Annotated in this window: 21 protein-coding genes and 1 pseudogene; 13 read left to right on the top strand and 9 right to left on the bottom strand. The window is 58.0% G+C overall.

Features of this window, described 5'->3' with window-relative positions:
• Positions 1-64 precede the first annotated feature (64 nt).
• From ON14_RS10230 to ON14_RS10215, 4 genes are all read left to right on the top strand, one after another.
• Complete coding sequence (locus ON14_RS10230) at positions 65-1,363, top strand: ABC transporter substrate-binding protein (protein WP_010204951.1); 1,299 nt, start codon at positions 65-67, stop codon at positions 1,361-1,363.
• A complete protein-coding gene (locus tag ON14_RS10225) occupies positions 1,360-2,337 on the top strand; it encodes a carbohydrate ABC transporter permease (RefSeq protein WP_010204950.1) in 978 nt (325 codons plus the stop codon). Before ON14_RS10230 ends, ON14_RS10225 begins: the two co-directional genes overlap by 4 nt.
• Position 2,338: 1 nt before the next feature.
• Complete coding sequence (locus ON14_RS10220) at positions 2,339-3,154, top strand: carbohydrate ABC transporter permease (protein WP_010204949.1); 816 nt, start codon at positions 2,339-2,341, stop codon at positions 3,152-3,154.
• Between the two features lie 126 nt (positions 3,155-3,280).
• A complete protein-coding gene (locus tag ON14_RS10215; RefSeq protein WP_010204948.1) occupies positions 3,281-4,525 on the top strand; it encodes an AGE family epimerase/isomerase in 1,245 nt (414 codons plus the stop codon).
• Positions 4,526-4,587: 62 nt separating this feature from the next.
• Here ON14_RS10215 and ON14_RS10210 read toward each other — a convergent pair whose 3' ends face one another.
• On the bottom strand, positions 4,588-5,382 hold the full coding sequence (locus ON14_RS10210) for a DeoR/GlpR family DNA-binding transcription regulator (protein ID WP_010204947.1): 795 nt from the start codon (positions 5,380-5,382) through the stop codon (positions 4,588-4,590).
• A 122-nt stretch (positions 5,383-5,504) separates the two neighbouring features.
• On the opposite strand from ON14_RS10210, the gene ON14_RS10205 reads away from it, so the two are divergent.
• The 5 genes from ON14_RS10205 (at position 5,505) to ON14_RS10185 (ending at position 10,135) form a co-directional block, all read left to right on the top strand.
• The gene (locus ON14_RS10205) at positions 5,505-6,416 is read left to right on the top strand and encodes a carbohydrate kinase family protein (protein ID WP_010204946.1); all 912 of its coding nucleotides are present in this window, start codon (positions 5,505-5,507) and stop codon (positions 6,414-6,416) included.
• Positions 6,413-7,336 carry an aldolase gene (locus ON14_RS10200; RefSeq protein ID WP_010204945.1) on the top strand — a complete coding sequence of 308 codons (924 nt, stop codon included), beginning with the start codon at positions 6,413-6,415 and terminating at the stop codon, positions 7,334-7,336. The genes ON14_RS10205 and ON14_RS10200 overlap by 4 nt, the downstream gene beginning before the upstream one ends.
• A 41-nt stretch (positions 7,337-7,377) precedes the next feature.
• Positions 7,378-8,817, top strand: a complete 1,440-nt coding sequence (locus tag ON14_RS10195; protein WP_010204944.1) for an NAD-dependent succinate-semialdehyde dehydrogenase — start codon at positions 7,378-7,380, stop codon at positions 8,815-8,817.
• 12 nt (positions 8,818-8,829) lie between these two features.
• Complete coding sequence (locus tag ON14_RS10190) at positions 8,830-9,555, top strand: sulfite exporter TauE/SafE family protein (RefSeq protein ID WP_010204943.1); 726 nt, start codon at positions 8,830-8,832, stop codon at positions 9,553-9,555.
• 133 nt (positions 9,556-9,688) lie between these two features.
• Complete coding sequence (locus ON14_RS10185; protein ID WP_010204942.1) at positions 9,689-10,135, top strand: hypothetical protein; 447 nt, start codon at positions 9,689-9,691, stop codon at positions 10,133-10,135.
• 78 nt (positions 10,136-10,213) lie between these two features.
• Here ON14_RS10185 and ON14_RS10180 read toward each other — a convergent pair whose 3' ends face one another.
• The 8 genes from ON14_RS10180 to ON14_RS10145 all read right to left on the bottom strand — a co-directional run bounded on the left by ON14_RS10180 (position 10,214) and on the right by ON14_RS10145 (position 15,465).
• Positions 10,214-10,735 (bottom strand): hypothetical protein, encoded by a 522-nt coding sequence (locus ON14_RS10180; RefSeq protein WP_010204940.1) that lies wholly within the window; start codon positions 10,733-10,735, stop codon positions 10,214-10,216.
• Positions 10,736-10,795: 60 nt separating this feature from the next.
• On the bottom strand, positions 10,796-11,512 hold the full coding sequence (locus tag ON14_RS10175) for a hypothetical protein (protein WP_039742025.1): 717 nt from the start codon (positions 11,510-11,512) through the stop codon (positions 10,796-10,798).
• Between the two features lie 10 nt (positions 11,513-11,522).
• Positions 11,523-11,846, bottom strand: a complete 324-nt coding sequence (locus tag ON14_RS10170; RefSeq protein ID WP_010204935.1) for a hypothetical protein — start codon at positions 11,844-11,846, stop codon at positions 11,523-11,525.
• A 44-nt stretch (positions 11,847-11,890) separates the two neighbouring features.
• A complete protein-coding gene (locus ON14_RS10165; RefSeq protein ID WP_010204933.1) occupies positions 11,891-12,505 on the bottom strand; it encodes a hypothetical protein in 615 nt (204 codons plus the stop codon).
• 33 nt (positions 12,506-12,538) lie between these two features.
• The gene (locus ON14_RS10160; protein ID WP_010204928.1) at positions 12,539-12,826 is read right to left on the bottom strand and encodes a WXG100 family type VII secretion target; all 288 of its coding nucleotides are present in this window, start codon (positions 12,824-12,826) and stop codon (positions 12,539-12,541) included.
• 319 nt (positions 12,827-13,145) lie between these two features.
• Positions 13,146-14,183 (bottom strand): Fic family protein, encoded by a 1,038-nt coding sequence (locus ON14_RS10155; protein ID WP_010204923.1) that lies wholly within the window; start codon positions 14,181-14,183, stop codon positions 13,146-13,148.
• Between the two features lie 390 nt (positions 14,184-14,573).
• Entirely contained in the window at positions 14,574-14,903 is a 330-nt protein-coding gene (locus ON14_RS10150) for an antibiotic biosynthesis monooxygenase family protein (protein WP_010204918.1), read from the bottom strand.
• Between the two features lie 40 nt (positions 14,904-14,943).
• Positions 14,944-15,465: a hypothetical protein gene (locus ON14_RS10145; protein WP_010204917.1), complete on the bottom strand. Its 522-nt coding sequence runs from the start codon at positions 15,463-15,465 to the stop codon at positions 14,944-14,946.
• A 641-nt stretch (positions 15,466-16,106) separates the two neighbouring features.
• Between ON14_RS10145 and ON14_RS10140 the strand changes: the two are divergent.
• The 4 genes and pseudogenes from ON14_RS10140 to ON14_RS10125 form a co-directional block, all read left to right on the top strand.
• Positions 16,107-16,835 (top strand): annotated as a pseudogene (locus ON14_RS10140) (type IV secretory system conjugative DNA transfer family protein); the annotation flags it as partial.
• Between the two features lie 321 nt (positions 16,836-17,156).
• On the top strand, positions 17,157-17,651 hold the full coding sequence (locus tag ON14_RS15240; protein WP_010204915.1) for a hypothetical protein: 495 nt from the start codon (positions 17,157-17,159) through the stop codon (positions 17,649-17,651).
• Positions 17,652-17,726: 75 nt separating this feature from the next.
• On the top strand, positions 17,727-18,215 hold the full coding sequence (locus ON14_RS10130) for a hypothetical protein (protein WP_141629992.1): 489 nt from the start codon (positions 17,727-17,729) through the stop codon (positions 18,213-18,215).
• Between the two features lie 48 nt (positions 18,216-18,263).
• On the top strand, positions 18,264-21,986 hold the full coding sequence (locus ON14_RS10125; protein WP_010204913.1) for a cutinase family protein: 3,723 nt from the start codon (positions 18,264-18,266) through the stop codon (positions 21,984-21,986).
• Positions 21,987-23,052: the final 1,066 nt, after the last annotated feature.

Raw genomic sequence — 23,052 nt, 5'->3', positions numbered from 1 at the left:
CGTCATCCGGTGCAGTTCGGACGCGAGCAATCACTTCCAACGCATACTCAATGAGGAGATACAGATGAGCTACGAACTCTCGCGTCGTCAAGTACTTGGCGTCTTTGGCGCAGTGGGCGCCACCTTCGCGCTCGCGTCGTGCGCAGGGCCAGGATCCACAGGCGGCGCCATCACCGCCACAGGCCCCAGCGCACCGCTAACAGGAACGCCCAGCGGCAAAGTTTCATTCGCGCACTGGCGCGCCGAAGATAAGGATGTCTTCGACGAGCTCGGCAAGCGATGGGCTGCAGAAATTGCCGACGTATCTTTCACTCAAGACATCACGACCTCGAATGACTACAACGCTCAAGGGCTCCAGAAGATCAGAGGCTCCAATGTTGGCGACGCCTTCGCATCCTTCCGAGGCGCACAGTTTGCCAGCATGGCCGACGCAGGGATTTATACGGATCTCAGCGCAACAGCCGCCGCAGCCGCTTTCGTACCTTCGCTGCTGACTGCAGGAACACTCAACAAGCAAACTTTGGGACTTCCCTACCAAGTTGTATTCCCCATGCCCGTGAGCAATCTCGACGCCTTTGACAAAGCAAATGCAGAATCAGCCCCGAAGGACTGGGATAGCTTCCTCGGATCCTGCGAGGCGCTCAAGACCGGCGGCTATGTTCCGATGGCGTGGCCAGGTGGTGACGTCGGCAACGCCGGCCAGCTATTCAACTGCATGGTGGCCAACAATGCCCCCGCCGAGGACGCGTGCGCCCAGATTGAGATCGGCACACTCAAGGTCACGGATGACTGGTTCATTGCGATGCTTAAGCAGTATCAAGAACTCGTGCCATACATGCAGGACAACGCTCAAGGAACCGCCGTCGAGGCCGTACAGAACATGTTCGTTCAACAGCAAGCCGCGATGCTCGTGACCGGCTCGTACCACATCTCGGCAATCCGGGCTCTCGGCGCAAAGTTCCCCGTCGACCTCATCTTCCCCTCTACCAACGCTTCGGGAAAGACCGCCAACTATGAGGGTGTCTACAACGCAACCTTTATCCTCGGCGTCAACGCTGCAAGCGAGGTTCAGCCCGCTGCCTACAGCTGGATTGAGTTCCTCTCTCGTCCCGAGAACGCGGCCTACTACGCAGACAACACCGCACAACACGTCGCGGTTGCGGGAGTCGAATACTCCGACCCAGACCTCGTGAAGCTCAGCCCATGGCTGGACAAGAGAACCATGCTGGCCGCACGGTTCCAGTTCGAGAACCTCGACGTGCGCAACGCAGTCGAAGCGACAGCCATCGCAGTAGTAGGCGGGGCATCCCCTGAAGAAGCTGCAGAGAGCGCACAGCTGATCGTGGACCAAAACCTACGATGACAAAAACTCTCAACGACGACGGGGCGCCAGCAGAGCGAACTCTGCTCGCCCCGTCGAAGAAATCGCGACCGCCGAAGAAAAAGGCAGGCCGTAAATCGCCGATGCGGGTGCATCCCGCACTCTGGTTGTTTCCGATGCCCGCCGTGATCCTCCTAGTGATTTTCATGGCGATGCCCACGCTCCAGGCATTTCATTACGCCATCACGGACTGGAATGGTTACTCCGCCACGTTCAACTACGTCGGAGTAGACAATTTCGTCCGGGCCTTCACCGGCGACATTCTGTTCATGAACGCTGTCACCAACAACGTGAAGTACATGCTCGTTGTCGTGATTGTGCAGACCATCGTTTCACTAGTGCTATCGCTTATGCTCGTTCGCAACACGCGAGGTGGGATTGTGCTTCGCGCACTGTTCTTTTTCCCCACCATCCTCTCGTCGGTGTCGGTGGCATTCATCTGGCGGTTCATTTATGACCCGAATTTCGGGCTGCTGAATTCGTTCCTCGGCGCAATTGGGTTAGAACAGTTCCAAGGTGCTTATCTTGGCGATCCAGCTCAAGCGATCTACTGGGTTGCGCTTGTGCAGATCTGGGCACACTCGGGCCAAATGATGGTGGTTTTTGTGGCCGGACTACAGGCCATTCCCGCCGAACTTTACGAAGCGGCTGAATTGGACGGCGCCAACAGACGTCAACGATTCACCACCATCACCTGGCCATTGTTGGCACCGGCGACGGCCATTGTGGTGGCCTACACGACCATCCAATCGTTCAAGGCGTTCGACCTGATTTTGGGAATTGCGGGCAATCCGCCCAAGTCATCCGTAGACATCATTTCGACCCGGATCTACACGACTTTCGCAAATACTGATTTCGGCTATGCCGCTGCGCAGTCTGTGATCTTCATGCTCTTGATCGTTCTGATTACCGTCCTCCAACGACGTGTTCTTCGACTGACACAGAAACAGGAATAGCATGCTTGCCAAACTCGGCCGCAGAGGGATCCTGGCGGTGTACGCGATCATCGTTCTCGTACCCCTCACGATCGTCATCTTTGGGTCATTCAAGTCCACTGCTGAACTCTTCAACGATCCGTTCATGCTTCCCAGTTCGTTCGCTCCGACGAACTATCAAGAAGTACTCACCGGCGGTGATCTCGGGAACGCATTTCTCAACAGCACCATCGTGGCCCTGATCTCCGTGCCCGCAACACTCTTCATCGCCAGCCTTGCCGCCTACGCCCTGTCGCGCATCCAAGGGTTTCTCTCGTGGCTGATCTTCGGTTTCTTGGTGCTTGGCATGGCAATCCCCGCGCAGACGAACATGATTGCGTTGTACGTACTCTTCGGGCAGTTAGGCCTTCTGAACAGTCTGGCGGGCCTCATTCTCGCCAACATTGTTGGCACGATGCCCATTGCTGTATTCATTTTGACGGGATTCATGAAGACCATTCCCCAGCAACTCTTCGAAGCATCATCAATCGACGGAACAGGGCCCTGGCGCACCTATCGCTCCATCGTGATTCCCCTCTCGGCACCATCACTGGCCGCAGCCGGAATCTTCCTCTCCGTGATTCATTGGAACGAATTGCTCTACCCGCTGCTATTCATCCAATCGCCAAACATGAGAACGCTGCCACTAGCTCTGCTCAGTTTTCAGGGTGAATACCAGACGAACTATCCGGCCCTCTTCGCGTCGGTCATGCTCGCCTCCGCGCCAATCGTCATCGCCTACGTATTCCTGCAGCGCTACTTCGTCGCCGGAATCACGGCGGGAGCGACCAAGGGGTAACCAACCCGCACTGGCGTACGCTCCGGCATCCGCCCCTGTTTTCCGCACACAACACCCACCCATCTGGTGAAGTTCGAGCTAATTCCTTGGCTGGAAACCACGCAGAGGTGAAAGGAACACTGATCAATGTCGCAGTGGATAGGAACCCCAGCCCACAATCGTTGGCTCGAGGTCGAACTCGATCGCATTCTTGAATTCGGGCGCAAAGCAAAGAAACCCAACGGGTTTGGCTGGCTTGGACCCCAGGGCGAGACGATTGACGACAACGGAACCCACCTGTGGATCACCGCTCGCATGGTTCATGTGTACTCAGTCGCATCGCTCATGGGACGCCCCGGTGCTCGCACCCTCGCCGCGCACGGTGTTGATCAACTCCTCACGGGCGTGGCCCGCGATACCCGCAATGGCGGCTGGTTTGCGGTCGTCGCGAACTCCGGCGATGACGTGATTGATCGCCGCAAGGAAGCGTATGCGCACGCGTTTGTGGCCCTCGGTGCAGCATCTGCCGCTGCCGCCGGCATCCCGGGAGCTGACGAACTCTTGGCGCTCGCCATCGATATCATCGAGAAGTACTTCTGGTCTGATGACGAGGGACGATGCCGCGACAACTGGGATGAAGGCTTCACCGTGTGTGAGGACTATCGCGGTGGCAACATGAACATGCACTCCGTCGAGGCATTCCTCGTGCTTCATGATGTAACGGGCGACAGCGTCTGGATTGACCGCGCGCTCTCGATCGCATCCTTTGTCATCCACGACATTGCCAAGAACAACAACTACCGGGTCAACGAACACTTCGACAGCGATTGGGTGCCTCTCCCCGAGTACAACCGCGATGAGCCCGGCGATCGTTTCCGCGCTTTCGGCGGCACCCCTGGGCACTGGGTTGAGTGGTCGCGCCTGCTGCTTCAGTTGCGCGCGAGCTTGGAGACAATGGGGCGTCCCGCGCCAGAATGGCTGGTCGAGGACGCCGTCGGCATGTTCGAAGCGGCCGTGAACGATGCGTGGTCAACGGATGGCGCGCCCGGGTTCCTCTACTCGGTCGACTGGACTGGTGCTCCGGTGATTCGCTCGCGGGTTCGCTGGGTAGTCGTTGAAGCCATCGGCGGCGCCTACGCGCTGTTCCGTGCCACCGGCGAGAAGAGATATTCCGATATCTACAACGAGTTTTGGGACTACTGCCGCGACTATCTGATCGACTACGAAACTGGTTCGTGGTGGCAAGAACTCGACGAGAACAACGTCGTCACGAGCTTGGTATGGAGCGGCAAGCAAGACATTTACCATCTGCTTCACTGCCTGGTGGTTCCGCGCCTTCCCCTCACCCCGGGAATGGCGCCGGCCTTGAGTCGCGGTCTTCTTGATGCCTAAGAGTTCTTGCGGCGCACAGCGGCAAGAACCTCCCCAGCGCACGAGGAGAGTGTCGTGATTGCTCAGGACGAGGCGATGACAATCTCAGTCTGTGCCGCCTCGGCCGCACGCCTCACGTCTGCCGGCGGCTCAGCGTCGGTGATGATGACATCTATGTCGTCGTATGTCGCGAGCCTGATGGGAGACGACATCGCGAATTTGCTGGCGTCGCATAAGAGGATGACGGTGTCGGCTGAATCCATAAGCGCGCGTTTGGTCGGTCGTTCAGAATCAGTCTCGACGTACAGTCCGCGAGCGTCCGCCGCTGCGACTCCGAGGAAAAAGGTCGTCGCCCGCAGCTGTTCAGCACCAGAAACTGCGAGGGAGCCCACCATCGCTTGGCTCTCGGGGATCACCGCGCCGCCAAGCACCACGACGCTCTGTTGCGGCCGCCCGAGATACAGCTGCACTACGGGAATTGAGTTCGTCACGATTGAGCGGGGCGAGGCATCGTGCAAGCGCTCGGCTAATACGAAGGTCGTTGTTCCGGAGTCGATCGCGACGGTGTCTCCGTCGCTGACGTATCGGCGGGCGGTCTCGGCGATCGCCCGTTTGGCGACGCTTTCTGTTCCCGCTCGATTGACGAAGTCTGGGGTGCGAAGTGTGCCGTGCGTGAGCGCCGCTCCGCCGTGCACCAGACGAATGAGGTCTCGCTGCGCGAGAGTGCGCAAATCACGCCTCACTGTCATTTCTGACACGTCAAGGTGTGCTGCGAGGTCCCGAACCGAAACGAATCCCCGTGTCTGAAGCATCGCAACAATTCGTTCGTTGCGGGGGGCGGCAGGCTCTGCCGCTTCAGTCTCGTCGCGTTGCGCCATTGCTCTCCTCAAAGCTCCTCACAAGTTAACCAGACAAAAACGAGGAACCCGGAACAACTCATGTTCTTAAATCAACAATAGATGGTAATATTCACACATCTCCCATCTCGAGCTGAAAGGCAATGATGCCCCTGCCCGTTCTTTTTGTCGGCGCCGCGACCTACGACGCGATCGCCGTGGTCGACCGCACGCCTGCCTCCGACGAGCGCGTCATCGCCAGCACCATCCGTTACGGAGGTGGCGGTCCCGCCGCTACCGCTGCCGTTGCCGCGAAGCGCCTTGGGCTCGATGTCGAGCTCATCGCCGCCATCGGTCTCGATCAGGTTGGCGACTACATCCGCTCCGGACTCGAAGAAGAAGGCATCTCCGCCGAACTCTTACAAGTAGAGACTGATCGCGCCTCCCAGGCGAGCGTCATCATCTGCAGCGATGCGGATGCGACCCGAAGCATCGCGACCCGCGAAGTCGCTCCCCTGCACCTCAGCGCAGAAAACCGCGAACGCCTCCTGGCCGCCGAGTGGGTCCACGTGGATCACCTCGGCTGGCCCGCCGTAGCCGAAGCACTCGCCCACGTACCGAGGGAACAGCATCCGAGAATCAGCGTCGACGCGGGCAACCCGCTCGTTGGCCCTTCCGCTCGCCTCTGCAAAGTAGAAGACGTCGATCTCTATGTGCCGCCCCTCGAAAAGCTCATCGAGCTCTACGGCAACGGCACCCACGAAGAAATTCTGCGCGGCACTCCCAGCCTCAGCGTTGTCGCAACGCTCGGCTCAGAGGGCAGTATCGGGCGAGATTCTGCTGACAACTTCTACTCTGCTCCTGGCTTCGCGGTCGACGACTTCGGAAGCACTCTCGGTGCCGGCGACGTCTTCCACGGCGCCCTCACCGCGGCGATTACGCAAGGAACGCCCATGGCTGACGCCCTGATCTACGCGAACGCCGTCGCTGCGCTGTCCTGCCGCGGCGTCGACGGCCGCTCTGCCATCCCTAACCACAACGAAACCATCGCTTTCCTTCGAAAGGCACAGAAATGACGAGCTCCACCTCACCGACCGACCCCACGCAACCGCTGCGACGCGAGTCAGGCGCCTTTGCGATGCTCGCCGTCGACCAACGCGAAGCTCTGCGCCTCATGTTTGCTGGTGACGTGGCCGCCAACTCCGACGGATCGGTGCCTGCAGAGGTGCTCGCGGCCGTGCCCGACAGCACCCTCACCGACTTCAAGCTCAAGGCCACAAAGATTCTCAGCCCCTACGCCTCCGCTGTACTGATGGACCGCCAGTTCGTCTGGGACGCCGCCATGGAGCAGGGTGTCGTCGCGGCTGGCTGCGCGCCCATCATCGCCGCCGACCAGTTCGTGCCCGGCAATGGTGAAGTCGTTACCGCCCAGATTATTGATGAGGGCGTCGACTTTGTTGCCGCCAAGGCTCAAGGCGCTGTCGCTGCCAAGTTGCTCGTGATTTACCGCGAAGATGAATCGGCGCAGGAACGCGTCGACATGGTCGTCGACTTCATCGGCCGCTGCACAGCTGCAAACCTCATCAGCATCATCGAGCCGGTCTGCAAGGCTCCTCGCCACGGTGGCGAATGGGACTGGAACGCCGGCGTTCACGCCGCCGCCCACGAACTGGGCAGCCTCGGAGCAGATCTGTACAAGGCCGAGGTTCCACTGAAGGGCCTGGGAACTGATGCTGAACTGCTCGAAGAGTGCATCCGTCTCGGTAACGCAATCGCCTCACCCTGGGTCGTGCTCTCCAGCGGCGTTGCCGCAGACGACTTTCCGCGTGCAGTAGAAATCGCGTGTCAGGGCGGGGCATCAGGCTTCCTCGCTGGCCGAGCTGTCTGGCGTGCCTGCGTCGATGCCCCCGACGTTGTGGCTTCACTCGAGGCCGACGCGGTGCCGCGACTGCAGCGGCTGGTCGAGATCGTGGACCGCGTCGTCGGAAACCGCTGACGCTCACGCGCCCTCGATCCACTACTCAAGGAGACAAATTCATGGCCCTGAATCCGACCATTCTCATCAACGGAATTTGGCAGACACGCGACGCCCAAAAAGAGGTCTTCGATCCCTCAAACGGCGAGCTTGTAGGACGCGTCGATTACCCCGAGCCTGACACGGCCGCCAGCGACGCGATCGCCGCCGCCGACGCCGCCCATGCCGCCTTTCCCTCGTGGGCAGCAACACCCGCGCGCGCTCGAGGCGAGATTTTGCTGCGGGCCGCGGGCCTCATCCGGGAACGTGCAGACGAACTAGCGCTGCTGCTTGCCCGCGAGGCAGGCAAGCGCCTACCCGAAGCAGCCGGTGAGATCGCGTTCTCTGCCGAATACTTTCAGTGGTTCGGCGAAGAAGCCCGGCGCCTGAGTGGCGAATACCCCGCCCACGAGTTGTCGCACCGACGTCACCTTGTTCTGCGCCGACCGGTCGGTGTCGTCGCCTCCCTGTCGCCCTGGAACTTTCCGTGCTCGATCCAAGCACGAAAGCTCGCGCCAGCACTGGCCGCTGGCTGCACTGTGGTGATTCGCGTCTCTGAGAAAGCTCCACTGGCCGTGACCGAACTCATTCGTTGCATCACGGATGCCGGAGTGCCGGCTGGTGTAGTCAACCTCGTTCACGGCCCCGCTCGTGTCACGACATCCGCCATCTTGGATCACCCGCACGTTCGCGCGGTCAGCTTCACCGGATCCACCGAAGTGGGTCGAGACATTATGGTTCAGGCCAGCCGTCGCATTATTCGACCACTGCTGGAGCTGGGCGGCGACGCAGCCTTCATCGTGATGGATGACGCTGACATCGACAAAGCCGTTTCTGGCGCCATGCTTGGACGCTTTCGCAATACCGGCCAATCGTGTGTGGCCGCGAATCGCTTCTACGTTCATTCCGCGGTGTACGAAGAGTTCGTGAGCAAGTTTGTCGCTGCTGTTGATGCGCTCAGCGTCGGAGCAACGACCGGAGACGACGTTGCCGATCTCGGCCCGGTGATCGACAACGACCGCAAGGTTGCCGTCGAGAGCCTCATCGCCGACGCGGTGTCGCGGGGTGGCAAAGTCGTCACAGCGAGCCGTGATCTGCCCGAAGCAGGGTCGTGGGTTGCTCCTACGCTGCTCGTCGACGTGCCAGACGACGCTCTCATGGCGACGAGTGAAATCTTCGGCCCGGCGGCCGCGATCTTCCGTTTTGACTCGGTGGATGATGTCGTCGAACGCGCCAACGCAACGGAGATGGGCCTCGCTGGCTACGTCTACTCTGCGGGCCTGACGACCTGCTTGACGCTGGCAGAACGACTGGATGTCGGAATTATCGGCATCAACGAAGCATTGCCCTCCGTAGTGTTCGCCCCGATGGGCGGCGTGAAACAATCCGGCCTCGGTCGCGAAGGGTCCCACGCCGGCATCGAAGAGTTCACCGAAACTACGTATGCGTCGATCACGCTATAACGACGAAGCGTAATGATGAGCGCTCTGACGATTGCCCTCGCGGTACTGGTCGGAGCGCTCACCCAACGTCTCACTGGCGTGGGGTTCGCTCTCGTAGCATCCCCGCTGCTTCTTCTCGCTCTGGGCCCCGTTCAGGGAGTAGTACTGACAAATATCTTCGGGGTGGCGACCGCGCTCAGTGTCTTCGTATTCCACGTACGAGATATTGAGTATCGCCGCGTGCTGCCCCTTCTTGGCGCCGCGGCGATCGCGGTCATCCCCGGGGCCCTCTTGGCGCGTTCGCTGCCATCCCACGTTCTCGAGATCGGGGCAGGATCACTGGTGATTCTCGCGCTCGCCTTGAGCGTGCTGGCCAAGCGAGTGCCGCACGTGCGCGCCTGGCCGGGACAAGTGGTCGCCGGAGCGCTCTCTGGCTTCATGAACGTGATCGCCGGAGTCGGTGGGCCCGCGATCACGGCGTATGCGGTCGCCTCCGAGTGGGAGCACCGTCGGTTTGCGATCAGTGTTCAGTTCTACTTCGCCACACTCGGCTCTCTTTCCTTGATTGCGCGAGGCACTGCCCCCGCACTGTCATCCATTGAATGGATCGCTGCGATCACGGCCCTTGTCGCCGGGCTGTTAGGCGGTCAGCTGCTGACCCGTTGGGTGCCGACACGCGCAGCCAGAGTCTTCTGCCTAGTCCTCGCCTCACTTGGCGGGGTAGCAGTAATTGCTCGCGGAATCTTTGACGCCAGCTAGACAACCTCGGACGAGGGGTGGGCCGTCAGACCGCCGAGCAGCTGCGCTGACGAGCTCCTCGATACGGCATCGTTCCACTCCGCAATCAATGACATATGCTTAGGAAAACTAGGGGCAAGAGGGGTGTGTCTGTATGGTCGTCAACACAATCAAGGTTTCCGCTGTTCTCGTGGCAATCACTTTTGCACTGTGCGGTTGCGGCACTACGTCGTCAAGCTCATCACCGACCACCACTCCGACATCCACTCCCCCCTCAACGTCGGCCAGTGCGACCCCACAACCCAGCGCCTCGACTCCTCCTGCGGAAGAAACCGTCGCAGGCTGGACGAACCAACAGCTTTATGACGCCTGCGTGTCGCTGCGGTCCGACATGGTTGACGGCGGGGAAGCCACCGAAGCGTCATTCACACCCGGGCCACTTTCTGGCCTCATCGTTCATCTTCAAACTAATGGCGCGCTAGAGGTCGTTGTCAATGGCACTTCTGAATCGAGCGCGGGCGAAACATTCGTGTCGTCTTTCGTCTGCGAGATCTCCGGAACACCCGAGTCGCCCGTGGTTTCGGAGTACGCAGGGCCGTGAGCCCGGCATTCGGTCGAGGGACGTCATAGTCGTCCGGTGCGAGGGACAACGAGACAGCCCTGGCCATCGCCACTCACATCAGCGGTGCGGCAGCTCCGCCGCGAGCTGGAAATTGTAAAGCTGGGTGGCACCATCGATGCCGTATCTCTTCTCAACCAGCGCCAACTTATCCCCGGCATAAAACAAGAACACCGCGATCGGCACACAGACGATCAATAACCACCCGAAGACGAAGTCCTGGGCGATGCTGTCGAATTCATGCAACACGATTCGAACGGCGAGTGAGCCAATGCCATAGAGAATCACTCCGAGGAGGCCAGGGGCCACAATTCCCAGCAGCGCTTTCAGCCGAAGCCCGCGCTCAGCAGGAAATGCTTTCACTGCCGCATTGGCGAAAACCACCTGCAGGACCGCAGATACATTGGTACTCACAAGACCGACAATCACCGGTATCCGTGCCTCGAGAGCCGTCCCGAAGAGTCCAGAAAACACGACATACCCGATCAGGCCCAATACGGCGACTCCGAGCAAGGCCCAAGACAGGGGCGCGGCAAGATCGAGTATTCGCTTGACGTTCAGAAGATTCGGATCAGTATTCACGCGCGTTCCCCAATATTCGACAATCGGTATGTCTCGATTTTCAATCCCACCATCAGACCACTATTTGACAAGCGCTGGCCAAGGATCTGCGAGGTTATCGCTAACGTCAACAGCAAGCCGTTTGGCGTCCTCCGCGAATTTCTCAAGGTTCTCGAGCTCAGTAGCAAACAGGTCAACCACGCTAGTGACGGCGCTAGCAGCCGAGAGGATCAACCCGGCCACTCCTAGCAGTGTCACTGGCGGCACCAGTGCGACCGCGGTCACCACGACGCCTGCCAAGGAAATCAGGAAGGCGACAAAACCTTTGACGATATCTCCCCAGAAATCTTCGATTGCACCCGCGTGATTTTCGAGCGCGCGGCCCATGGTTTTTGCGCTCTCCTTCACCTTTGCGATCGCTTCATCTTGATCGACTGTTGCTTGCACATACAAACCCGCGGCCGGGCCGTTCCAGGTCGTGTCTGCTTGCAGGTCAGCGGCCTTGATGAGTTTTGCGGACTGTTCCAAAAGCTCGACTGTCGACACGCTCCATGCATCGGCGAGTCCACGCAGCGCCCCCGGATCTCCGAAGCCATATCCGAAAACCTCCGCGCATCGGTCGAAGAACATCTGCGCGAGGGCGCAGAAACTGTTCCACTTCGCGTAGATCTCTCCCAGCATGTCTTGAAGAAAAGACGGCACGAACTGCAGCGCGGAATTCACAGCTCCTGTCAGTTTGGCGATCTCCTCCGAGCACCTGTCAAGTGTCTGGACTGCCTGAAACGCTTGTCCGGTCATACTGTGTCCTTTAGTTTCCGTCGATTTCAGCCAAGAGCGCTCTGACCTCGTCTACAACAGACTCATCGGCCTCGATATATGATCGGGCCGCGCTGCGGAGCAGTTTCGAAACGTCGTCGCTTTGAGTAGCACCATCAAGGAGTAGAGCGGACACCGTATTCAAATATCCGCGATAGATTTGCGCCAACGGGTATCCCGCCATCATGAACGCGGAATCAGGCAAATCTCGACTAGCGGATGCCTGCGCGAGAGCAGCCAACTTCAGCGAAGATTCATACCACTTCGAAGAATCCGATCCGAGGTCTTCAATATCTATCTCAACTTCGATACTCATGCTGCCCGTAGTGTGTTTTTTCGCGGCTCCATCATTCGCCTGACCTACTCTGATTGCGCCAGTAGAGGGACTCGAAGGGCCTGCTGCCCAATCGACACAGCAGCCATCACATCACTTGCAAGGTCGCGCCCTTCACGGTGTTGCACCGCGGTCTCATCGAACGCGATTTGGTTAACCGAGCCGTCTGGCGCGAGCAGCACAGTTGCAAGCTCAGCAGGCCCGCGATGATTGATGCGCTTGCGCGCCGCTGAACGAGCGCGTTCAACGAGAAGATCTAGCGCGTCGGAAAACACTGCTTCATCAGCGGCTCTGTTTTCATCAACAAATCTCTGGACAACGTTCGCATCAGCGTGCGGATTTGGCAAAGTTAACTCGGCGATTTCAGTAGTTTCCAAACTCGCCCCGCCCCCATCAAATCGCGCCGTCGTCGCGTCGCTCAACGCCTCACCTGCACTCGCAGCGATACCGGAGGCACCCACACGCCTTTCCCAGTCGTCCGCAATCTCGATCAGAAACCGGTCGCCCTCGAGCACTATGGTGACTGCACCCCGTTTGTCAGAACCGACAGCACGTGGAGCTCCTGCGCGAGCGCTCGCGCGGAGGCCCCCTTCAAGTTCGTTTAGCCGAGCGAGGCTCAGCCGTAGGCTTTCATCAATCATTGTGATCACTCCGCGTAGGGTTTGCGTCAGCTTTTATGCAAACGCCTGCTCGATTAGGTCCTCGGTTGACTCATACTTCTCGACCGCGAAGTCACAGACAGCGGAGGCCGCCGCAATCAAGCGTTCCAACTCACGCATTGACGTCATCCAATCTGCCTGAGCTTTCTCGAATGCCAGTTGCGCTTCGCCGCTCCACGTGCCAGCGAGTTTGGTCAACTCAAGCTCTAGTCTCATCAAGTCACTCTCGATGCCTCGTGCCGCGAGCTCGATGCTGCCCCCTAGCTCACCAATCTTGTCAGTATCGTAAATAAAGTGAGTCATTTTTCTCCCAAGCAGCAGCCTAGCGTGAGGCCGCCGCACCGCCAATAAGGATGGCGATTTGTGAGTCCCGGCCTATTGATCCGTAATCGAAAACCGTTCCCGCTGAGTTATGCGGAAGTGCCCGAATTCCCGCGAAAAACTGGTGACTGGGCGCGACAGCGATGACTTGCGCTGACCACGATGATCTCCAAGTGTGGGTGAAATGTGGGCACGCCCAGACTTCAGATCGCCCTCACCCAGTGCCCCTAGTCGCGCCCTCCAAACGCGCGAAGCGCCCACGATAATCCGTGCCTAATTGCGGCGGTCTTCCACTCTTCTCCTAGAAAAGCGTCGGCTCAGACTCTGGGGCACTCTCGGGTTTCATCAAGAGCTGAAAGAACTTTGAGTTGATAAAGATGCGCTCGCGCCCGGCTTTTACATCGACGAGTATGCCCTCTCGGACCAGTGCATTTAGCCAGTTGGTTGCTGTGGGTCTAGAAACACGGCAGCGTGAAACCACATTTGTGATGCGACAGTAGGGCTGCTCAAAGAGGACAGCCAAGAGATCCGCATTGGCTGCGGGAGTAACCTCCCTTATGGTGCTGAGTGTCTCATCTTGCAAGTCTTGAATTCGGTCAATCTTCGATACCGTGCTCAATGCTGTGAGACGGATCCCTTCAAGAACGAAGAGTATCCATTCTTCCCAGTTGCCGTCTCTCGTCACTTCAAGCAGCAATCGGTAGTATTTATCTTTGTTTTCGATGATGTACCGGGAGAGATAAAGAATTGGCTGGTCGATTAACCCGGCGCTCATCAGCATCAGAACGTTGAGTATTCGACCGGTTCTGCCATTGCCGTTCTCGAAGGGATGAATGGCTTCGAATTGGTAGTGAGCAATTGCCATCACCACTAATGGATCTAAGCCGCGTGACTCATGAAGAAAGCTCTCCCAATCGCCAAGCTTGTCGCGTATTACAGTTTCACCGGACGGCGGAGTGTAGATGGCAGCCCCTGTTGCCGGGTTACCGATATAAGTTCCCGGCAGCCATCGAACGTCCATCTCGCGGCCGTTGACAATCGTGCACACCTGGACCGCGGTCGTAGACGATAGAGGTCTCGACTCGATTAACTGAATTCCGGCAAAGAGAGCTGTTCGGTACTTGAGGGTCTCTTTTGTGGCGGGGTTGGTCGCCGCCGACTCATCCTGAGCGAATCTGAAGATGTCGTCGGTGGTTGTAACAATGTTCTCTATCTCAGTACTCGCCTGCGCTTCGAGTAGAGGGATCGAGTTGATCAACACGGTCGGGTTAGTCATCCGCCGCGCAGCTTGGTCCAGAGTAGCCAAAGCCGTTCGGGCTTCAATCGCTGCTTTTAGCACTCGCTTCGTTTCTATCTCGACGTTTGGTGGCAGCTCGGGAAGCTCGTTGTGGGGGTGCGCAGGTCGCCAAGTCGTTTGTAATGCGTAGCAACATGTGCGCATGACATGCAAAAAAAGGGCCCAAATTTTTACACGTCGAGTCGATCTGTAAAAATTGCTTCAATAGACTCCGTTACACGGAAGTCAGAACCAGAACGCTCCTAACCTCTGGAAGTAACAAGCATGCGACGCGAACACCGAAGAATTCGGTCTGCCACGGCGTGAACACTTGCTGCACTCTCTCGCCCCAAACCCCAACGGTGTAGAAAACGAGGGCCAGGATTAGCGCAGGCAGCAGCGGGCCCCATAATGCGCGATTTACGGCCGGCAATCGAAAGTGGTTCGGGTCACTCAGCCGTCGGCCGCAACCCGCTCGACCTCATCGAAGTGCTCCACGACCGGGAACGGTTCGTAAAACTCATGTAGCAGTGCTCGCCACTGCTGGTACTCGAGTGAACCCCTAAAGCCGATTTCGTGGTCGTCAACGGTGTCCCACCGCACGAGCAGCAGATACGTTTCGGGATGCTCGACCCCGCGTGAGAGCGTCAGCCCACGGAATCCCGGCATCGCCGCAATGATGCTCTTCGCTTGGGCGAAAGCCGCTTCGAACTCCGCCTCACGGCCGGGCTTGACCGGAAGAAGCGCGTGCTCGAGAACGCGACCTTGCTCAGTGGATGCCATGGAGTCACTCTAACGACGCTGCAACAGGAACAACACACAATTAGCGGGGCAATAACGCCGATTCATGTTGGGAGTCGTAGAGCTGCACGGCACCGTCGACGCCATATTTTTTCTCGACTACCGACATCTTTCGGCCCGCATCAAACAAGAAGCCAGTGAGCGGCGCGCACACGAGCACGACGAGCACGAAGAGAACGTCAGAACCGAAGGCGTCTCGGACGCCTGCGATGACTTGCACCCCGAGCGAGCTGATGGCGGCCACAATAAAGGCGAGCACACCGGGGGCGGCAATTCCCAGCAATGCTTTCAGCCTCAACCTGCGCTCAGCAGGAAACGCCTTCGGTGCCGCATTCGCGAAAATCACCTGCAAGATGGCAGAAATGGTGACGCCGATAAATCCAATAATGATCGGTACCCGTGCGGCGAAGGCTGTTCCGGTTAACCCCGAAATGACGACATACCCGAGTAACCCCAGCACCGCGACTCCGAGCAAGACCCACGACAGAATCGCGGCAAGATCGAGCACTCGCTTGACGTTCAGAAGATTCAGATCAGTATTCACGCGCGTTACCTAGCTCTCTCCGTGTGTAGCTCGTCACACCGCAAATCGGGCCGAGGAAGCACTTGAGGATATCTTCTCAGAAGTTAACGACGAAAGCCCCACACGAATGTGGGCTTTCAGCTGGTGCGCCCGGAGGGATTTGAACCCCCGGCCTATTGATCCGTAGTCGAAAACCATTCCCGCAGAACTATGCGGAAGTCGCGAAAATCGCTGCAGAACATTGATGACTGGGTGCGACCCCGATGTCACGAGTTGACCACGATGCTCTCCGAGTGTGGGTGAAATGTGGGCACGGCTAATCTGATTATTGCTCGGCAAAGTGCTCTGCCTCCAGCAGATCGGTGAAATCAGGGAATGAGAACGTGCAGCCTTAGACCCACGTCTTCGAAGTTGGCTGCCACGTTGCCGCAGGATCGACTGCGTTCAGGAAAATTGGGTCGAGGAATGTCGACATCTAGTGAGTTGCTTATCGAGGATGGCCAAGACAATGTCTTCCACGACGGACTTCCTCAACACACAGCAGGGGCTACACACGAGCTAAATACTCCGCTGGCTTCGACGAAGCGAGCAAACTTTGAGCTCAGATTCGTGACTTTTCAAATGAAGCCCCCTCGCCCTAGCGTGGCGAGAACTTCGACGCCGACGAATTCCTCTCCGGCGAAAACACTCTCTACCTGATCGGCTCCAGCGGCGGATCAGGCTCGATGGGCGGCTTCCTCGGCGCCCTCCTAGACGACGTGGTGGAAACCGCACGCCGCAAAGCACTAGCAACACCCGGCTCACGGCTCGACCTGCCACTGGGGCTGATCCTCGACGAGATCGCAAATATGTTCGCATGGCCAGCGCTGCCACGGGTCATGGCTGACGGTGGCGGCCGCGGAATCTGCACAATGGTCGTCTTGCAAGCACTCTCACAAGCCGAGACTGCCTGGTCGAAGGCAGAAGCAGACGCCATCTGTTCTGCAGCAACAGCGAGAATCCTGCTCGGAGGCGCTTCAGATATGGGGCACCTGGGCGATATCGAAGCGATGCTCGGAACGCGACAGCTGAAGCGTCCCTCCTACAGCTACAACCAGCAGGGAGCCTCAACCAGCAACCAACTCGAACGGGTTCCGCTAATGACCGTTGACGAGATCCGTCGCATGCCGCAGTCGATGGGATTGTTGGCCTACCGAAACCGTCGTGGCGCTCTCCTCGATCTGCGCGGATGGACCGACCGGGCAGACAGCAAGAGCATCTCGACGGGCAAGCGCACAACCGAAGCAGAACAGCAGGAACAGTTCCGCACGCAGTTCGCCAAAGCCGAACCGCTCGTACTTTCTGAGCCCGAGGAAACCCTCGAGTTGGACTACGAGGAAACCCAGAACTGATGTCGAACTCTCGCAGGCCGGCACGGGGTAACAAGTACCGCACAGGCTATCTGCCTCACGCGCATGGTACGCCCGCCGAGCCCGCTGGTTCGCGGAGGAAACCGCAGCTGGAAACGAGTTGCGTTGCGCCGCCTGCAGCCGAACTGCAAAAGTACGCGACCTCGTGAGCCTGCACCCTGCCCACCACGAGCTGCTGCATCGCCTTCTCGAACGCGACCAGGCACTGCGCGCCATGCGCAGCCGCCGAGTCGCAAGCGCATTCGCCCTACGTGGTCTACGTGGTCTACGACGCAAACTGACCAGACCCCTCACGGAGTAACCATGAGCTACGACGACTTTGACATCAACGACGTCCTCGCCGAAGAAGAAAGCGACCGCGAACCAGACTCCGAAGAGATCGCAGCAATCGCAGTGAACTGGCGAACGCTACCGAACGAAGACGCCTCTGAGAAATGGGAAGAGCTGCGCTCGTGGGTCGAGTGGATCAGCAAACGCTACGCGGTTGACGAGACCGTCATCCCTGATTGCTGGTGGAAGCATGACGCCCTCGTAGAAGAGCTCTCCGCATTACAAACCGCATGGACTGTCTCCTATGACACCACCGACGCCGGCTACGGACCCGTCGGATTCGTTGAACGCTGGCACAACGCTCAAGCACGGCTCCGACAAATCTCCGGAGGATCGTGCACCCAGGGCCACCGCACCGTCGCGTCCGAGATTTCCCTGACACCGACGAGTGGAACCGTTGGAGCACATCCAGCCATGCATGAATCGCCCTGTCTATCTCGAGCAAATATGCGAAAGCATTGCACCTAGAGCTAGTCCAAAAATTGTCGAGGATTCCTACACAAACGAGACCAGATCTGCGTTTCAACTGACATACTCTTCTGCATGACGCAGAAGAAAATGAACATGGCGGGGAAGCACGCGGTTGCTGCAGTAACGATGCTGCTCATGACCTTGTCACTCGGTGGCTGTTTTTTGCTTGACCCTTATGGGGCGCAAGAGCGCCAAGATAACCTCGATGCTGCCGTGGCGGAATTCCAGGCACCGACGCTCGGAGAAGTACTTTGCGAAGGGTCCGGAGGCAAGCCCACCCCAAACAACGGCTTCACCCATTTCTTCGTCATTGAGGGCGACGATATTGTTGCAGTCGTCGCTGCCCAGCTCGAAGCTACAGGCTATTTCGGAACCCATCGCCCAGATACTCTCACGTACTCGCGCGCCGACGGTGTTGGCATGGAGGGCTATTTGCTCGGCTATAGCGACTATACGGAAGAGCTGGAAGCGTCATTGGCCGCCGATGAGTGCGAATTTCCTTCCAAGGGAACTATGTACGTAAAGTTCCGCGAGTCCCCCTCGACGGAGCTGACCGACTGATTGCCTCACTTTCGAGGGTATTGACAAAGGAGCAGACCACACACATTATTGGGTAACTTTCAAACTGAGGGATATTCGATTAATCGACCTATCGCGGCAATCACTGTCGCAATTCTGGCCTGTCTCGCTGCACTTCCATCTAGTGCTCTTGCCGATTCACCTGATTGCCCAACGTTTGAAATCATTGGCGCCCGAGGAACCGACGAGCCAGCCGAAGCCTCGGGGATGGGGGCGATGACATTCTCTTTCGCCAACAAGATGGCGGACCTCATCGATCCAATCCCAAACGCTGGCACCTTCAAAGTCGTCGAACTTAGCGGAGTGGACTATCCCGCGGCGGCCTTTTGGGAAAGTGAAAACCCAGGAGGAACCCCTTACCAGGGGAAGATCCCGAAGAACTTTTTCGACTCAGTGCAACTCGGAGCCGTAAATCTCAAGAATGAGATGTCCCTAAAGAGCACTACCTGCCCAGATACCCAATACATACTGGCAGGCTACTCCCAAGGTGCCGCTGTGGTGCGAACCGCCTTGCAATTGCTCGCCGCCGACGGCGAAGACGATGTAATCGACCAAGTCTCCGGGATCGCGACCTTCGGCGACCCTTACTTTGACCCAAAGGACAAAACCGCAAATTACGGCACCTTCAGCCCTTCTCGGAACGGACTGTTCGGCCCTGTTCGGAATGGGCTGTCGGGCCCGGTTGTCAACTGGGAAGATCTGACAGATGCACCAGTGATCTCGGTTTGTGTGGAGTGGGACTTTGCGTGCCAAACTCGAACCAGCTCGACGCTACTGAGCTTCTTTGGTACGCCTGTTTACGACCTATGGCCGATAAAAGCTTGGGCGAACGAAGCAAATAACGGGCGCTTCTTCGCGGAACACGAATCATATGACGATAAAGGATACACAGCGTCTGCTGCTTACCAACTAGGCACTCGCATGGGAATATCCTTCCCTGAGCCGGCGTGGGGCGAATCGTCACCTGTTGACGTCGTCATTGTCGTGGATTCCACCGGAAACGCTGGCGGGGCAGTCTCGTTGCTTCAGGGTGATGCCGCTGAGTTTGTGGAACTGGTGACCGACAACGTCAACGATTCTCGTGTCGCGGTAGTCGATTTCAAGAGTGGCGGCGAAGTCACAACTGACAATCCCTATGCAGTGAACATTGCGAACGACTTTAGCCACGATGGGCAAGACGCTATTGATGCTCTCCAAGACATCAGTCAAGGCGGTAGGACAACCGGCGCACTTTATTCCGCCGTCAATACGATCGATGAAATGTCATGGCGACCAGGTGTGCGCAAGATCACTCTCACCCTGACAGGGTCACGAGCCTGTGCTTCACAATATTGCACTTCGGAAAGCGGTAGTGGAATTCTTTACCCTGTTTACACGGATCGTCACCGTCCGGCCAATTTGCGAGCTGCTGGCGTTTACACAAAGGATAATGAGTACTTCTTCGAAACTGCGGGGTGGAGCGCGATCATGGATGATCGTTGGAGGTCGCGCCCTGGTGAGTATGAAACCAACGCTTACATGGTTGAAGAGCTCAAGCGAGTCTTCGTTTCCGCATTGACAGAAGTAGACGAGCCTATCTCGGGAATCTCCGAATCTTTAGTCGGGGAAAAAGCTACCTTTAACGCCGAGGAAGTTGTGCCGTTCTTCGCCGATTCACCGCCACGTAACTTGCAGTGGTCTTACACCCGCCAGCCTTTGCCTTCCGATGGTGACGACGGCGGCGGTGCATCCGCATCCCGGTTCGGAATCATGAATGAGACGGAACCAGAGCCAGAACTGGATCCGGATCCGTTACCTGCCGATATGGGGCCGTTGTACGAGATCGAGTTCCTAGAATCCGGCATCTACCAGGTGACACTCACGGGGTATGTGGACGATGTGATGCAGCAGTGGAACACCAGTGTTCGGATCGACGAGCTCCCCACGGAGGCTCCTGCCTCGCCCCTTCTGGCTTCGATAGTGGAAGACGACGCACAAGTCTTGGCGTGGACGGCAGGCGAGGGTGAGCCTGCCGCGTTCTATAACGTGGTGGATGCTGACGGCACCGTTCTGCAATCGTTGGCACCCGTAGCCACAATAGGTAAGAACGGGCTGATGGACTTCGAGTTCACGATCCCGCTCGATCCCGCGGAGGAGCCCAACTACTCAGTCGTCGCGGTCAACGCGGCCGGACAGACTCCAGCGACGATGCTCGTCAGAGCCAATTCAGCCAGTTACGAGCATGCATTTGATGTTGAAGGGGTACCCAGCGGTCGCGCATTGCACCTGAGCGGTGACAGCACTCCAGAACTAGCCGCGCTTAAGACCAAGCTGGATGCGAGCAACGAACTGGCTTCTATTGGCGGGGCCTACAACGCGACGTTCCACTCGCCCTCTGGGGTGAGTTTCGCGCTCGATATGTCCTCTGTTACCACGGACATCACGATCGACGACGGTTTTGAAATCGATGTGGAGTTTGGAGACTCGGTAGATTCTGCGGGCAGAGCTGTGTGGGAAACGATGCAAGAGGGATTCGCGGATGAGTTCCTGCTGGGTGGCACGCTGGATGTGCTGGTCAACGGGGATCGTATGCGTCTCAAAGTCGAACCGACCGCTGAAACCTCTCAACCCGGTGAGTTTGTCATCGACGCCAATTCAACTCCCCCAGCGAGCACTCCAATAACGAGTTTCGTCGCGGACCCCGCCAACAACTCGGTCTCACTCGACTTCAGCGGAGCGGTGGATCCTGCCACCATGCCTATGTTTGCAGAAGCCGCCGACCCGCTGTTTGATTGGTCAACAGCGGCAATTTCAGACGTGCGAACCTGGATCGGTAACGCTGAAATGACCAATGCCGCTGCGCTAGTGAATCTCACTGCCGCCGAGGGCGATGCGAACGCTCCGGGAGCGTTGGCGTTCACGTTGAATGGAAACATCGGAGGTGGGGACTACCGCACAATGCGAGAGTTCCTGCAGGAGGGAACAGTCTCGTTCCGAGTAGGCACTGGTGAGCCCAACGTCGTGAGCATGAACGTGGCAAAGGCAGAAGCTGATAGCGCCTACCCCGCACCCGTCGTGGCTCCCGCTTTCGTCGGAGGTACCACAGCGAGGTTCGTGGAATATCGAAGCAGCGCGACGTGGAAACCAGTGATCAACTGGGGATCTGCGGACCCTGGCACGATCGTTTATGACGGAGTATTCCCGGACGGCTCGCTCTTCCCCGATTGGGATACGGGCCGATTGGAAGGTATGCCGCTAGAGCAGGGAACTTTCCCGATCACCATCACTGCCACCAACGATGCGGGCCAAGTCAGTCGCGTGTACAACATCGTCGTCTCAGCGAACACCGTTGACACCCGATACGCGTTGAATCGGACCATCGTCGACCGCAATCAAGACAACACTGTGTTTTTCTTGTTGCAGGGTTCGGACTATTTCCGTTCCGACAACCCGAACGTGATCAGTCGTTTGCCGATCATCACGCAGTTGGAAGCCGAGGGCGGCTATATAAATGGGCCGCTCGATAGCCTCACCATCACCGATCCCAACGGTGCACCGATCACGGTGACAGGTAGCTTCACCGTGAGCATGTTCCGTTCGAATCCAGACATCATCGATATTCAGTCAACAAATGCTGTAATCGGTGACAACGCCACGACCACGCTGGAAACGCTGCTGGCGCAAGGAGCGACAATCTCATTCGTCTACGACGGCGGAGCGACCAACACCGTGGAACTCGGACCGCTAGAGATATACGAACCCGGGCAGCCCTAAAGAGCATGCTCACGATGTCTTCAAATTTTCTTCATCTACGAGCGCTGGGCAAACCAGCTCAGTTAACTGGGCAAGCACTTCATGGTCTTATGCTGCCTGCTATCGAGACGTCTCCGAGCCTTCACCAGCAGTCGGCGGGACGGTGACGGGATCCGGGCGTCCGCCCCTTAAATCGCGCGATTAGTGGTCGCGCAGGCTTCTCGAGAACGGCGCTGACCTCGCGGTAATACACCGCAAGCGGGGCGCGCTGGGCCGAATCGTCTTCAACCAGCTCGAACACTTGACCTTGGCAGGCTCGAAAGTGCGGGTTTGCTGCACGGATAGGTGACGCATGAGGACATCGAGAGCGGCTACTTCTCCCGCCCCTCGATTAGAGGTCAATAGGTCAATAGGTCACTTCTACGCGGTAGACCAAATCTCAGGCAAACACTGGGCCGGGACGAGTCGCAAAAGCTGCATCTCAGCCGAAATCCGACCCAGAACTTTGTGAAGTGTGGGCAAAATGTGGGCAAAAGAAAAACAGGCCCGACCGCGCTCCACGAGAAAGTGCTGGTCAGACCTGCTTTATTTGGTGCGCCCGGAGGGATTTGAACCCCCGGCCTATTGATCCGTAGTCGAAAACCGTTTCCGCAGAACTATGTGGAAGTGCTCGGAATCGCTGTAAAAAGCTGGTGACTGGGCGCGACTCCGATGCTGTGAGCTGACCACGATGCTCCCCAAGTGTGGGTGAAATGTGGGCACCGCGAACCTGGTGATTGCTCAGCAACAGGCCCTGCCTGCAGCGTATCGGTGAAATCGGGTGCCACACTGCCGCGGGTTCGTTTACGCCCAGGAAAATCTAATTCAGGAATCACGACACCTAACAAGCTGAACGTTGAGAACCGCCAAGGCGACAATCGTCACCTATTTATACAGCAGCCCCAATCAACTGACGCTGAAGCTAACCCGATCGATTCCCGAAGGCCCTAAGGAGATTAGTGTGTACCTTCACTTCACACGACGAGCCCTTCGGTTTCAGAGCGAGTGAACCTGCCCAGGGATAGCCACGCGAATTCGTCTCGCGATA

The organism is Salinibacterium sp. PAMC 21357 (assembly GCF_000247645.1).
In the GTDB taxonomy this organism is placed as follows: domain Bacteria; phylum Actinomycetota; class Actinomycetes; order Actinomycetales; family Microbacteriaceae; genus Rhodoglobus.
The sequence above is the reverse complement of the archived record's forward strand: the minus strand, read 5'-3'. Positions and strand labels throughout refer to the sequence as shown.

Coding starts and splice junctions, on each gene's coding strand:
- ON14_RS10230 (WP_010204951.1), top strand. CDS start 65: ATGAGCTACGAACTCTCGCGTCGTCAAGTACTTGGCGTCTTTGGCGCA.
- ON14_RS10225 (WP_010204950.1), top strand. CDS start 1,360: ATGACAAAAACTCTCAACGACGACGGGGCGCCAGCAGAGCGAACTCTG.
- ON14_RS10220 (WP_010204949.1), top strand. CDS start 2,339: ATGCTTGCCAAACTCGGCCGCAGAGGGATCCTGGCGGTGTACGCGATC.
- ON14_RS10215 (WP_010204948.1), top strand. CDS start 3,281: ATGTCGCAGTGGATAGGAACCCCAGCCCACAATCGTTGGCTCGAGGTC.
- ON14_RS10210 (WP_010204947.1), bottom strand. CDS start 5,382: ATGGCGCAACGCGACGAGACTGAAGCGGCAGAGCCTGCCGCCCCCCGC.
- ON14_RS10205 (WP_010204946.1), top strand. CDS start 5,505: ATGATGCCCCTGCCCGTTCTTTTTGTCGGCGCCGCGACCTACGACGCG.
- ON14_RS10200 (WP_010204945.1), top strand. CDS start 6,413: ATGACGAGCTCCACCTCACCGACCGACCCCACGCAACCGCTGCGACGC.
- ON14_RS10195 (WP_010204944.1), top strand. CDS start 7,378: ATGGCCCTGAATCCGACCATTCTCATCAACGGAATTTGGCAGACACGC.
- ON14_RS10190 (WP_010204943.1), top strand. CDS start 8,830: ATGATGAGCGCTCTGACGATTGCCCTCGCGGTACTGGTCGGAGCGCTC.
- ON14_RS10185 (WP_010204942.1), top strand. CDS start 9,689: ATGGTCGTCAACACAATCAAGGTTTCCGCTGTTCTCGTGGCAATCACT.
- ON14_RS10175 (WP_039742025.1), bottom strand. CDS start 11,512: ATGACCGGACAAGCGTTTCAGGCAGTCCAGACACTTGACAGGTGCTCG.
- ON14_RS10170 (WP_010204935.1), bottom strand. CDS start 11,846: ATGAGTATCGAAGTTGAGATAGATATTGAAGACCTCGGATCGGATTCT.
- ON14_RS10165 (WP_010204933.1), bottom strand. CDS start 12,505: ATGATTGATGAAAGCCTACGGCTGAGCCTCGCTCGGCTAAACGAACTT.
- ON14_RS10160 (WP_010204928.1), bottom strand. CDS start 12,826: ATGACTCACTTTATTTACGATACTGACAAGATTGGTGAGCTAGGGGGC.
- ON14_RS10150 (WP_010204918.1), bottom strand. CDS start 14,903: ATGGCATCCACTGAGCAAGGTCGCGTTCTCGAGCACGCGCTTCTTCCG.
- ON14_RS15240 (WP_010204915.1), top strand. CDS start 17,157: ATGAGCTACGACGACTTTGACATCAACGACGTCCTCGCCGAAGAAGAA.
- ON14_RS10130 (WP_141629992.1), top strand. CDS start 17,727: ATGACGCAGAAGAAAATGAACATGGCGGGGAAGCACGCGGTTGCTGCA.